The organism is uncultured Clostridium sp. (assembly GCF_947072515.1).
Classification (GTDB): Bacteria; Bacillota; Clostridia; order Clostridiales; family Clostridiaceae; genus Clostridium.
In genome coordinates, this window is record NZ_CAMTIG010000010.1 from 79745 (window position 1) to 92552 (window position 12808).

Here is a 12808-nt window from a genome sequence, read left to right on the forward strand (position 1 = left end):
GAACTTCCTTTCAAAAGATGGTATGCTATCAATATTAAATTTAATATATAATTTCGATTAATAAGCCTTTATTTTAAAAGACTTATTATTAAAAGTGAGGTACTAAAATGATAAAAGTCGAAAAACTTTCTTACTCCTTTCCACAAAAGGATTTATATAATGATATTTCCTTTACTTTAGAAGCAGGTCAACACTGTGCTTTTATAGGAACAAATGGTAGTGGGAAAAGTACTCTAATAGATATACTTGTAGATCCTGATAAATATATGTTTGATGGAATCTTAGAAAAATCTCCAAATTGTAGAATTGGTTATGTAAGCCAAATATCTCAAATAGATGATATAAAAGATATTACAGTTTTTGATTACATTAGCGAAGATTTCATTCGTTTACAAAATAAGATAGATGCTATTTGCGAGGAAATGGCTACATCTTCTGAGCTAGAAGCTTTAATGGAAGACTATCAAGAAGCTTTAGATGCTTTTGAAGCCATAAATGGTGATCAGTATCCTAATATTATTGATAGAACTTTAAATCTTGCAAACTTAGGAAGTTATAAAGATATGTTAATATCTGAACTTAGTGGTGGAGAATTTAAACTTGTTCAAGTAATTAAATCAATGTTAAACAATCCTGATTTAATTATTATGGATGAACCTGATGTATTCTTAGATTTTGAGAACTTAACTTCTCTTAAAAATCTAATTAATTCTCACAAAGGAACAATGCTTGTTATTACACATAACAGATATTTATTAAATCATTGTTTCAATAAAATTATTCATCTTGAAAATAAAGAAATACAAGAATTTGATGGAAACTATATTGATTATAATTTCTCTTTACTTCAAACTAAAATTGAATTACAAGAATTAGCTGCAGCTGATGATGAAGAAATTGAAAGAAATGAAGTTATTATAGATAAATTAAGAGACTTAGCTACTGAAAATGCTGAAGCCTTTAGAGGAAGACATTTAAGAGCTAGAGTTAAAATTCAAGAAAGATTAGAAAAACGTAGAATAAAGGCTCCATTCGTATATATTAAAAAGCCAACAATCTACTTCTCTACAGATAAAAAACTAGGTGATGATGTTATTTTAAAAGTTACTGATTATAGTGCAGTTTTTGATGATGTAGTTTTAGAAAATGTTAGTTTTGAAATTAAAGCTGATGAAAAAGTTGCAATAGTTGGACCAAACGGTACTGGAAAAACAACTTTACTACAAGATATTTTCAAAAATAATAACCCTGCAATTGAAATAAATGAAAATGCTCAAGTAGCTTATCTTTCACAAATATTAGGGAATACATTAAATCACTCTAAAACTATTTCTGAAGAATTTATAGATTCTGGTTTTGAAACTTATGACCAAGTTCTAGAAAGTATATCTGAATATGGTTTTGATGAAAAATCTCTTAATCAAAAAATAAATGCTTTATCTGGTGGAGAAAAAATCTTACTTCAAATAGCTAAGATTTCTGCAACTGATGCTAACCTTTTAATTTTAGATGAGCCAACAAGTCATTTAGATACATATTCACAAATAGCATTAGAAAAAGCTCTTCAAAACTATAATGGCGCTATTTTAATGGTTTCACATGACTTCTATTCTATAATAAATTGTATGGATACTATTTTAATAGTTGAAGATAAGTCAATTAGAAGAATGAATATGAAAAAGTTCAAGAAAATGATTTATGCTAAACATTTTAGTAAAGATTATTTAGAAATTGAACAAAATAAAAAATTAATAGAAGTTCAAATAGAAACAGCTCTTAAGAATACTGATTTTATTCTTGCAAAAGAGTTATCTATAGAATTAGAAAGACTTATTAAGTTACTTTAAGCTACTAATCAAATAATGATAATTATTTTAAAGTAATTAAATTTAAATCTCAAAATCAATTTTGATTTATAGTTTAAATAATTTTAAAACTATAAAAAATAGCTAGTATTAAAGAAACTCTTTAATAACTAGCTATTTTTATTATTTTATATATTTTATTAATGTTTTTACTTCTTTTTCTATACTCTCTATATTCTCATGTATATAGATTCCGTTTCCACATGCAAATATAGTTTTTCTTGAAGTTTCTAAATTCCCATCTACTTCTGGTCCTGTTGTAGCTGGATTTAATTTTATATTACTTCTCATCCCTACTATTCCATCTGATAACATTCCAAGTGCTAATATTAGTGTATCGCACTCTAAAGTTTTTTCTTTATCATCTTTTTCTATTACTATAGATTGAACTCTACCTTTTCCTAAGATTTCTTTAAGTTTAAATCCTTCATAGATATTTTTAGTAAGACTATAGCTATCTTTTTCGTCGCCTATAATAGTTTTTATCTTTACATTCTTATCTTTAAAATCTTGGATTATAGTATTAAGATTTTCTGTTCCATAAATTATGATTTCATTTCCTAAAGAAATATCTCCAGCATTTAGAAATTTCTTCGCCATCCCAAGTGTGATTACTCCAGCACATCTATCTCCAGGCATATTTATAATATTTCTTCCTTTATCTTTAGCTCCATTTGCTAAAATAATATTCTTTGCTCTTAACTCCTCTATTCCTCTTTCTGGACTAGTACAAATAACTGACTTCTCATCATTTATATTTAAAACCATCGTGTTTAAAAGAGTTTCTATCTTTAACTCATTATATTCTTTTAAAAGTCTTTCTTTATATTCTTTTCCCGTAATTTTTTCATTTTCACTAATATTATAATTTGCAAGATTTAAGAATCCACCAAGTTCTAAGTCTTTTTCTATTACAATTACATTTTCTATTCCACTTCTTTTAGCTTCTATTGCTGCTAACATTCCTGAAGCTCCACCACCAACTATTATTAAATCGTAACCTACCATCTTAAACTACGCCTCCTTAAAACCTATAACATTTGAGCATTTTGAATTTTTATTTACTTCAGTAATTGGAATACCTAATTCTCTACTTATTATTTTGCTTATAGGTAATAAGCATCCTGTTCCTTGGCATCCCCCCATGGTAGCTCTTGTTCTTCTCTTAACTCCATCGACTGTTTTTGCTCCAAGTGGTCTGTTTATTGCATCAACTATTTCACCTTCTGTTATAAGCTCACACTTACAAATTATTTTTCCATAGCTCTGTTTTTCTTTTATTAATTTATTTTTTTCTTCAATACTTAATCCTGCGAATTTTATTATTCCTTTTCTAGTTTGAATAAAATCTTTCTTCTTCTTTAGTTCTATTTTTCTAGAAACAATATCCTTAACATATTTAGCTATTGCAGGTGCTGCTGTTAATCCTGGTGACTCTATTCCAACTAATGATATGAAGCTATCTTCTTCATCAATTACAAAATCTCCTTTTTCTAAATGAGGTCTTAAGCCAGCAAATGTTGTTAATATTTTTGCCCTATTAATATTAGCTACACTTTCATTAGCTTTTTCCATAATTTCATCTAAAGTATTCTTTGTATTTTCTAAACCTTCATTATAGACTTTTTTAGCTGTTGGTCCTATTAATAGATTTCCATCAACAGTTTTTGTAACTAATATTCCTTTCCCCATTTTACTTGGTGTTCTAAAAATAGTTTTATGGATTAATCCACCTGATACTTTATCTAAAAGGCAATATTCTCCCTTAATTAATTCATGTGTATATTTCTTTTCATTTATTAAATTATTTATTTTATCACTGTTTATTCCAGCTGCATTAATAACTAACTTTGCTTCAATTTCTTCTCCATCTTTTAAAACAACTTTATAGTATCCTTCCATCTTTTTAATATCTATAACTTCTGCTTCAAATTTAAAATGGACACCATTTTCACAAGCATTTTCAGCCATAGCTACAGTCATTTCATATGGATTAACTATTCCTGAATTTTTAACATACAATGCCTTACAAACTTTATCTCCCACATTCTTCTCTAAGCTTTTTACCTCTTCTAAGGATAAAATTTCTAAACCATCTACGCCTAATTTTTCTCCATTTGATTTAAGCTCTTCTAAAACTCTAACTTCTTCTCTATTAAATGCTAAAACTAAAGCTCCATTTCTTTTAAAAGAAAAATCTAAGTCCTTAGCTAACTTATCAAACATTTTATTTCCTTCTATATTAAACTTACCTTTTAAAGTTCCTAATTTTTCATTATATCCTGCATGGACAATTCCACTATTAGCTTTTGAAATCCCCTCTGCTACATCTGAATTTTTTTCAAGAAGGCTAATATCTAAATCGTATTTTGCAAGCTCTCTTCCTATTGAGCAACCAACGACTCCTCCACCAATAATAATTATATCTTTCATATAAAAACCCCCTTAAGTTCTAATATCTTATAAACTAAATTTAATCTCTTTCCTTGCTTTAAGTATATTCTCTTTTCTATTATAAGTAAAATTCCTTTTCTCTATAAAATATATACGATTTTAGCTATATGTATTTTGATTTTATGTAATAAAAAAAGTGAAGCTATAAAACTTCACTTTTAATGTTATATGGCTTATACAGCCCCTTCTAAAATTTTTCTACTAACTTCAATAGTTATTGAACCTTTTTCACCTAATCTAGTAAAACCATGAGCTTCTAAAGCTTTAACTAACTTTTCAGCTCCTTCTTTATCTATTCCATAATCAGATAATCTTGTTTTAATTCCAAGACCTTCAAAGAATTCTCTTGTCTTTTCAATTGCCATATCTATTCTTTCGTCAACTGAACCTTCTGTAATTCCAAATATTCTTTCTCCATATTGAAGAAGTTTAGCTTCCTTTTCTTTTCTCATTACATTCCATAATGAAGGCATAACTACAGCTAAAGTTTTTCCGTGGTCTACACCATACATAGCTGTTATTTCATGACCTATTACATGAGTTGCCCAATCTTGTGGAACTCCTGATCCAATAAGACCATTTAATCCCATTGTTGCACACCAAACTAAATTAGCTCTTAAATCATAATTTTCTCTATCTTCTATAGTTCCTTTTCCAATCTCTATAAGAGTTTGTAAAATTCCTTCTGCTGTTCTATCTTGGAATCTTCCATCTACAGGATAAGTAACATATTGCTCACATACATGTACAAAAGTATCTACTACTCCATTTGCTACTTGTGTTTCAGGTAAACTAAATGTTAATGTTGGATCTAAGAATGAAAACTTAGGGAATACTAATGGATTTCCAAAAGCTAACTTACTATCTCCAATACATATAACTCCTCCTGAATTCATTTCTGAACCTGTTGCTGGTAATGTTACAACTGTTCCTAAAGGAATTGTTTTTACTATCCCACTTGCTTTTCTATATAAAATATCACTAGCCTCTCCGTTATAACTAGATGCTAAAGAAATAAACTTTGTTCCATCCATAACAGAACCGCCACCAACAGCTAGAAGAAAATCAATTTTTTCTTTTTTTACTACTTCAACAGCTTTCATTAAAGTATCATATCTAGGATTTGGTTCAATTCCACCAAATTCAAAAACTGTTCTATCTTTTAATCCACTTAAAACTTTATCTAAAGTTCCAAATTTCTTTACGCTTCCTCCACCATAAGTTACTAAAACTCTTGCATTTTGAGGAATAAGAGTATCTAAATCTCCTAATCTATCTTTCCCAAATACTATTTGTGTAGGGTTATAAAAATTAAAGTCGTTCATAAAACAACACCTCCATTAATTTATTCTATATATTAATTATAAAACTTAGAGTTAACTCTAAGTCAAGACTTTTATTTAGAATCTTTTTAGTATGTCCTCTATACTAATATACATATTATCTTACAGCATCAATAAATAAACAGTACAAATTGTTATAGATAAAATCATAAGTGGAAATCCTATTTTTAAGTATTCTATAAATTTAATTTTATATCCATTTCTTTCTGCAATACTTCCTAATACCACATTAGCTGATGCACCAACTAAACTTCCATTTCCACCTAGACAAGCTCCTAAGGATACAGCCCACCAAAGTAAATGGACATTTACTCCATTTTTTTGCATTACAAGAATTAACGGTATAAGAGTTGCTACAAAAGGTATATTATTTAAAAATGCTGATACTATAGCTGAACCCCATAACATTATTATCATTAATATTATTGGAGATGATTTTCCATAACTTATTATTAAGTATGCTAATTTATCTATAACTCCTGTTTGAACAAGTCCTCCAACCATTATGAAAAGACCAATAAAAAATAATATAGAATTCCACTCTATATCTTTACTTATACTTTCAAAAGACACCTTTGAAAGTATAAGTAATACGCATGCTCCAATCATTGCTACTGCTCCAACATCAAGTCCAAGTTGAGAACTAAATATAAAGCCTAAAAGAACAAATACTATTACTATAATCCCTTTAACTAAAAGCTTTTTATCCTTTATTTTATCTTTAGGATTAAGTTTAGTTATAAATTCTTTTTGTTTTTCTTCCACTACTAGTCTCTTTCTATATCTAAAATATATACATATTATTGTTACTATTAATATAACCATAGTAATAGGAAATAATTTAGTTAAAAAATCATTAAATGTAAGATGTGCTGCACTTCCTATCATAATATTAGGAGGATCCCCAATCAATGTACTGGTGCCACCTATATTAGATGCAAATATTTCTGTTATTATAAATGGAATAGGGTTAACTTCGAGTATTTCTGTAACTATAATAGTTATAGGTCCCATAAGTAATACTGTAGTTACATTATCTAAAACAGCTGAAAAAATAGCTGTCAAAATCCCCAGTGCAAAAATAACTTTTAAACTATTTCCTCTACAAACTTTTGCCGTATAAATGGCTATGTATTCAAAAAATCCTGTTCGCTTAAAAATCCCCACAATAATCATCATTCCTAAAATAACAGCTATTGTATTAAAATCAACATATCCCATAACTTTAGATAAAGGTATTATTCTAAATGCCACCATTAAAATAGCACCTGTCAAGGAAAGAACTGTTATATCGAATTTTTCTATAATTATTCCAATTAAAATAACTATAAATATTAAACTGGCAATAATTTGCTGTCCATCCATATGTCTAAATCAATCCTCTCTTATTTTATTAAATTTATTTTACCATACTCTCTTACCAAAGATTTTATATTCACCCTTTATAAAGAAAAAGTTGCTGTCTAGCAGATTTTAATTAATCGCTAAACAACAACTTTTTTTAAGTATTAATCTGAATGGGGATTCAAATTGTTAATATTTTGAGAGTTCTTTTCTTAAGTTATATTTTAATTCTTTCCAGCTCTCCATTTTATATTCACATGTATTTAAATTTTTTCTTTTTAATCTCTATTATTTTATTTAATATGTTTCAATAAATAAGCCTATAAATAAACTTTCATTATTAAAAGTTTCATTTATAGGCTTTCTAATACTTTATTTTTTTATTCTTTAGTTAAAAACTCTTTTTCTAATTTTATAATATCAAATAAAACTTCAATAGTTTTTAAAACATCACCTTGAATGTCTAATCCATGATTAGCATCAGTAATATTTACTAATTTAACACCTTTAACATCTTCTATTTTATTAAGACTCTCTTCACTTAAAAGTGGATCTTTAGTTCCTGTAATAACTAATGAATCTTCACAAACTCCATGATGTGCAGTTTTATCAATAGGACTTATATAAATATTTTTAACTTTTTTATCTTTAAACAGTCTATTTAACATAACTTGAACACAAGTACCAATGCTCTTACCTATAATAACTATATTTTCATAATCTTTAGATATAGCATTTTCTATTGCTTCAATAGTTTCTTTTGCCATTTGATGGAATTCTGTAGAAATATCAAATTTTGTTCTATTTATATGGAATCCATATTCAATTGCCATTACATCATATCCTAATTCATCTGCTAATTGTCTTGAGTAATCTAAATATGATCTATCGATTAAATATGCTACTCCTGGAAGTACTATACATAAAGTGGTGCTATTATTATCCTTAAACATTGGATTAAGTTCTACACCCCATTTAGACATAACTTTTTTTGTTTCCATAATATATTTCTCCTTTGTTTACCTGTTAAATTTCTATAATATTATTTTTTCTCTGTTTCTCTATTATATACCTTTAACCTTAATAAATAAAATCATCATTCTCAATTCCATTAATAACTATTTACCTATCATTATTTTCCACATTTATCTTCCTATAAATAGTTTAATAAATTTCTAAAGAATAATCGCTAAAATAATAATTTAAATTATTCTCTCTCAATACTGTATTATAAATTAAAAAGCCCCCTTTAAAAATTTTATTTACTATGCAATACTTAGGATAAATACCATATTATTAAAGTTACATAATACTATTCTCTTAAAAAAGGAGTGAATTTAAATGAATATAGGCGAAAATAATTTAATTACTAAAATAGCTTTCTTTATTTTCATTATAGCTTTATTCTCAAGTTTAACTTTCTACATAGATCCTTTAGCACAAACTATAAATGATTATACTGAAACTGAAAAAAATGAATCTTCTAAAATAAATTCTTCTATGAAAAAAAATCTAGGTTCTTTAGAAATATTAAAAGTCGATATTGCATCTAATAAACCTTTAGAAGGTGCAATATTAAAGATAACTGGACCTAATAATTATTCTACAACTTCAATTACAAATAAAAATGGGCGCATCTCTATTCCTAATGTACCTTTTGGTTCTTATTCTATTAAAGAGATTAAAGCTCCTATAGGATACAAGGATAATGCAAACATTCAAACAATAATCATAGATAAAAGCTCAAAGCCCGTACATAATCTTACTTTTAAAACAGAACGAATCATTGGCAATAGATATATTAGTTCTAGTAAAGTTCCTGAACCTTTAAATGATGTTTCTAGTATTGATAGCCTTATTTCTAATAATACAAACTTACCACGTCCTACTAGTTCTAACATTACTTTAAGGAACTTTTCTAATCCATTAACTAATACAAAAACTCTATTTCTTTATCTATTATGGATGATTTTTTTAATTCTTTTTGGTGGTTTTTCACTATTTCTTAAAAGAACTCATAAATAAATCCATCAAATAAAAGAATGATGCATTTAAAATATATGCATCATTCTTTAATTTTTTTATTATATAATTTTACTATCTAACCCACTCTACAACTTCAGACATATCTCTTCTAGTCTTTTGTCCTGGTTCACTTACTCTATAACCAAATGCAGCGATTATTGTAACTTCAAATTTTTTCGTATCTAAAACATTATTATCAACTAATATTTTTTCTACTTTTTCTTTATCTATTCCACCAATAGCACATGAATCTATCTTCATTAATGCTGCAACATCCATCATTGTCCCTAATGGTAAATAACATTGTTCTCTTGAATATTGATCTATAAGCTCATCATTTCCTTTAAATCTGCTATCTTCAATATCCTTCATAATGTTTTTCATCATACCTTGAACATCTTCTGGAAGCTTTTTAGTATCTCTTAATAAACTATCTATATATTCTGAATTATGCTTTAACTCATCAGCTTTTCTATTTAATATAATCACAACATGACTAGCTGATGGTATTTGTTTCTTTCCACCCCAGCATACATTTGCTATTTCTTCTCTCATCGCTTCATTTTGAAGCACTAAAAACTTCCATGGCTCTATTCCCATTGAACTTGGTGCAAGTCTTCCACTTTCTAAAATAAATTCAAAGTCTTTTTCATCTATTTTCTTAGATTTATCAAACTCTTTACATGCATGTCTAAAATTTAATCCTTCTAAAATTTCTTCTTTTTTCATATGTTATATCTCCTTTAATCCAATAAAATATTTATAATGGTTGTGCCCATCATTCTTCTTCATTCTAATATACGACTATTTTGCTCAGATATCAAGTACGCACCTCTAGGTAACTATCTTATATATGATTGGCTGGATAAATCCAAATGTCATTTTGTCATTATTAAAAAATGCTTCACTTACATACATAGCCTCATTTGTTATAGTTTCACGTAACTCAAATCTTGTTGATTCTGTAAAGTTACTAATACTTTCACCTTTAAAACCATTTTCTATTTTTTCATATACCATTGGTGTAAACTTCTTAGAAACCTCTAATTTAGTATACTCTAAAATAATATTTTTATTATTATTTCTAAAATCCTCTTTTGAGATTTCTTTAGGTATATCATAAGATGTTAATACAACTTTATTTTCACTATTTACAGTAAATAAAAATAAGTGTGGTAATGTATTTTTGAACGTTCCCATAGTATAATAACTTTCTTCAATTACAAAATATCCATTAAAATCTTCAGGCAAATTCTTAATTTTGTCATTACAAATTCCATTTATATGTCTTGCTATTGGATGCTTAACTTTTCCTTCTTTTTCCTCAGCCTTTATTTGCTCTTCATTAGTAAACTCTCCACATAAATGTTCCATAAACTCTTCTAAAACTTTCATAATTTACGCCTACTTTCATATTTTTACTATATATTTCTAATTATACACCTTTAAAATAAGTAAATCTCCATATTCTAGTCTATTTCTCTTTATATATTAGATAATTTTATTTATCTTTAATTTGGTGTAAATGATCCTATTAATGTTACAGGATATGACACATTTTTATTTGAAGCGGGGATATAAACTCCACTCATCTGCTTTCCATTTTTACTAATATTCAGTTCATATTCTCCAGTTATCTTACCTTCAAACTCTTCATTAAAATATGCATTATATTTTTGAGACTTTTCTTGATAATTATAATTTATATTAAATAGATTATTGTCACCTGCATACTTTTCATAATATCCACCATAATTTACTCCTGGTATAAATGTTACTGGCGTATTATTTACAATACCACACATAAAAGGATATGATTCCTCATTAGTATATGCTTGTAAAGAAATACCGATAACATTATCTGATCCTGGTTTTGAATAAGTACCATGCAATGAGATTTCCCCTATTGAAGATGTTGCTTTTAATTTAAAAATACCAGTATTTACTCCATTGTAGTATTCATAAAAGGTATAATTATTATTTCCTTCTGAATCTATTTTAAGAGTGAAGACTTCATTCAATCTATCTACATAATACTCTTTAAGGATCAATTGATTGTTTACAACTGTTCCATCATTTAAAGGAATTATTATAGTATCACCTTCAATATTCCCACTAAAATATTTAGCTCCATTAACTATAGATGCAAAATTTCCTGTTCCATTATCTGCAGTCGTTGAAGTAGTATTTGCAGCAGTACTTGTACCTGTTGTAGCACTTGTATTTATCACATTTGTAGTTGAATTATTTTCAGCAGTATTAGCTGACTTTATTTCATTTTCATTTGTATTAGCTTTTGAATTTGATGCAGTTATAGCATTTTCTTTTGATGTAGTTTTAGAAGTTGTATTTGTACTATTGGATGCATATATAAATGCACCAATTCCTGCCCCTATTATTACAATCACTAAAACTACAATTATAATTATTTTTTTCATAATCTAGCATCTCCTTAGCTTTTATAGAGCTAGGATATCATTTTAAAATGAATAGGTAATAGAAGGAAAGTTAGTTTTTTATTTCTAAAAAGTATCAAATTTGTCATAACTATATGGTACCTTTTAATTATTTTTATATAAAAATAATTATTCTCTTGTAATTTTCATATTATATTTATCTTCTAAATAATAAATTCCATGATTATGATATAATAAAATAAATTCGAAAATGTTTACATGGAGGGGTTATTTATGCGTATAGGAATAATAGGAATTGGTGATATCTGCAAAAAAGCATATTTACCAGTATTAACAATGAGAGATGATATAGAACTTATACTTTGTACAAGAAATCAAACTACAATCAATGATATTAAAAATAAATATCGAATAAAAGAAGGATATACCTCTATCACTGATTTAATAAATTCAAAAATTGATGGAGTTATAATAAATTCAGCAACTACGTCACACTTTGAAATCGCTAAAAAATTATTAGAAAATAAGATTCCAGTCTATCTTGATAAACCTATAAGTTTAAATTATAAAGATAGTGAGGAACTTTATAAAATTTCTAAAGAAAATGATACAAGAATTATGGTTGGATTTAATAGAAGATTTGTTCCTAAAGTTAAAGATTTAAGAAATGAAGAATATCCAGATATTATAATAATGGAAAAAAATCGACTTAATTTACCAAATAACGATACAAGAGTCTTTATTTATGATGATTTTATTCATGTTGTAGATACAGTAAGATTTTTAATGGGACAGCCTCACGAAGATATGTCTATTAAATATAAAAAAGATGAAAGAGGTCTTTTAAATATAATTTTGACATTATCAAATAAATCCACTACCGCTATTGCTATAATGAATCGAGATAATGGTTGTAATGAAGAAACTATAGAATATATGTCTTCTGGTAAAAAAACAATCGTTACATCCCTTGTAAAAACAACTAGATTAACTAAAGAAGGAGCAACTGTTTCTGAATTTGGCGACTGGATTCCTACTCTGTATAAGCGAGGTTTTGAAAGTATTCTAGATGAATTTATTTCTGGAATAAAAGAAAATAGAGCTTTTAATGTAAGTTTTGAAGATTCACTTATCTCCCATAAGATTTGCGAAGAAATAATTCAATATATCCAATAATCAAAAAAGATATGCCATTATTACGCATATCTTTTTTAAATTTAATTTGATATTACTTTAAACGTATAGCCTTTCTTTTTGAAATGCTCTATTATTTTTGGTAATGCCTCTACAGTTGTTTTCTTTCCACCTGCATCATGCATCAATAAAACTATGTCTTCTGAATTTCTTACGGCTTTAATCG

Annotated in this window: 11 protein-coding genes; 3 read left to right on the forward strand and 8 right to left on the reverse strand. The window is 27.1% G+C overall.

The features are described 5' to 3' along the window. The first annotated feature begins 107 nt into the window (after positions 1–107). Positions 108–1847: an ABC-F family ATP-binding cassette domain-containing protein gene (locus Q0W06_RS05980; protein WP_297632723.1), complete on the forward strand. Its 1740-nt coding sequence runs from the start codon at positions 108–110 to the stop codon at positions 1845–1847. A gap of 141 nt (positions 1848–1988) precedes the next feature. On the opposite strand, the gene Q0W06_RS05985 is transcribed toward Q0W06_RS05980, so the two are convergent. From Q0W06_RS05985 to Q0W06_RS06005, 5 genes are all read right to left on the reverse strand, one after another. Beyond that, on the reverse strand, positions 1989–2873 hold the full coding sequence (locus Q0W06_RS05985; RefSeq protein WP_297632726.1) for an FAD-dependent oxidoreductase: 885 nt from the start codon (positions 2871–2873) through the stop codon (positions 1989–1991). Positions 2874–2879: 6 nt separating this feature from the next. Further along, positions 2880–4298, reverse strand: a complete 1419-nt coding sequence (locus tag Q0W06_RS05990; RefSeq protein ID WP_297632730.1) for an NAD(P)/FAD-dependent oxidoreductase — start codon at positions 4296–4298, stop codon at positions 2880–2882. A 194-nt stretch (positions 4299–4492) separates the two neighbouring features. Beyond that, a complete protein-coding gene (locus Q0W06_RS05995) occupies positions 4493–5644 on the reverse strand; it encodes an iron-containing alcohol dehydrogenase (protein ID WP_297632732.1) in 1152 nt (383 codons plus the stop codon). A 120-nt stretch (positions 5645–5764) separates the two neighbouring features. Continuing rightward, positions 5765–7027, reverse strand: coding sequence for an ArsB/NhaD family transporter (locus Q0W06_RS06000; protein ID WP_297632735.1), 1263 nt, complete (start codon positions 7025–7027; stop codon positions 5765–5767). Between the two features lie 359 nt (positions 7028–7386). Then, entirely contained in the window at positions 7387–8007 is a 621-nt protein-coding gene (locus tag Q0W06_RS06005) for an alpha/beta hydrolase (protein ID WP_297632737.1), read from the reverse strand. 340 nt (positions 8008–8347) lie between these two features. Between Q0W06_RS06005 and Q0W06_RS06010 the strand changes: the two genes are divergently transcribed. Next, positions 8348–9031: a prealbumin-like fold domain-containing protein gene (locus Q0W06_RS06010; RefSeq protein ID WP_297632740.1), complete on the forward strand. Its 684-nt coding sequence runs from the start codon at positions 8348–8350 to the stop codon at positions 9029–9031. Positions 9032–9103: 72 nt separating this feature from the next. Here the strand turns inward: Q0W06_RS06010 and Q0W06_RS06015 are convergent, their stop codons facing one another. The 3 genes from Q0W06_RS06015 to Q0W06_RS06025 form a co-directional block, all read right to left on the reverse strand. Next, on the reverse strand, positions 9104–9760 hold the full coding sequence (locus tag Q0W06_RS06015; protein ID WP_297632743.1) for an NAD(P)H-dependent oxidoreductase: 657 nt from the start codon (positions 9758–9760) through the stop codon (positions 9104–9106). Between the two features lie 105 nt (positions 9761–9865). Then, positions 9866–10426, reverse strand: coding sequence for a hypothetical protein (locus Q0W06_RS06020; protein ID WP_297632746.1), 561 nt, complete (start codon positions 10424–10426; stop codon positions 9866–9868). A gap of 116 nt (positions 10427–10542) precedes the next feature. Next, positions 10543–11469: a hypothetical protein gene (locus Q0W06_RS06025; protein ID WP_297632748.1), complete on the reverse strand. Its 927-nt coding sequence runs from the start codon at positions 11467–11469 to the stop codon at positions 10543–10545. A gap of 252 nt (positions 11470–11721) precedes the next feature. Between Q0W06_RS06025 and Q0W06_RS06030 the strand changes: the two genes are divergently transcribed. Further along, positions 11722–12624 carry a Gfo/Idh/MocA family oxidoreductase gene (locus tag Q0W06_RS06030; RefSeq protein ID WP_297632751.1) on the forward strand — a complete coding sequence of 301 codons (903 nt, stop codon included), beginning with the start codon at positions 11722–11724 and terminating at the stop codon, positions 12622–12624. Positions 12625–12808 lie beyond the last annotated feature (184 nt).

What these genes read in the sequence shown, in the direction of transcription:
- Q0W06_RS05980 (WP_297632723.1), top strand. Translation starts at nt 108, where the DNA reads ATGATAAAAGTCGAAAAACTTTCTTACTCCTTTCCACAAAAGGATTTA.
- Q0W06_RS05985 (WP_297632726.1), bottom strand. Translation starts at nt 2,873, where the DNA reads ATGGTAGGTTACGATTTAATAATAGTTGGTGGTGGAGCTTCAGGAATG.
- Q0W06_RS05990 (WP_297632730.1), bottom strand. Translation starts at nt 4,298, where the DNA reads ATGAAAGATATAATTATTATTGGTGGAGGAGTCGTTGGTTGCTCAATA.
- Q0W06_RS05995 (WP_297632732.1), bottom strand. Translation starts at nt 5,644, where the DNA reads ATGAACGACTTTAATTTTTATAACCCTACACAAATAGTATTTGGGAAA.
- Q0W06_RS06000 (WP_297632735.1), bottom strand. Translation starts at nt 7,027, where the DNA reads ATGGATGGACAGCAAATTATTGCCAGTTTAATATTTATAGTTATTTTA.
- Q0W06_RS06005 (WP_297632737.1), bottom strand. Translation starts at nt 8,007, where the DNA reads ATGGAAACAAAAAAAGTTATGTCTAAATGGGGTGTAGAACTTAATCCA.
- Q0W06_RS06010 (WP_297632740.1), top strand. Translation starts at nt 8,348, where the DNA reads ATGAATATAGGCGAAAATAATTTAATTACTAAAATAGCTTTCTTTATT.
- Q0W06_RS06015 (WP_297632743.1), bottom strand. Translation starts at nt 9,760, where the DNA reads ATGAAAAAAGAAGAAATTTTAGAAGGATTAAATTTTAGACATGCATGT.
- Q0W06_RS06020 (WP_297632746.1), bottom strand. Translation starts at nt 10,426, where the DNA reads ATGAAAGTTTTAGAAGAGTTTATGGAACATTTATGTGGAGAGTTTACT.
- Q0W06_RS06025 (WP_297632748.1), bottom strand. Translation starts at nt 11,469, where the DNA reads ATGAAAAAAATAATTATAATTGTAGTTTTAGTGATTGTAATAATAGGG.
- Q0W06_RS06030 (WP_297632751.1), top strand. Translation starts at nt 11,722, where the DNA reads ATGCGTATAGGAATAATAGGAATTGGTGATATCTGCAAAAAAGCATAT.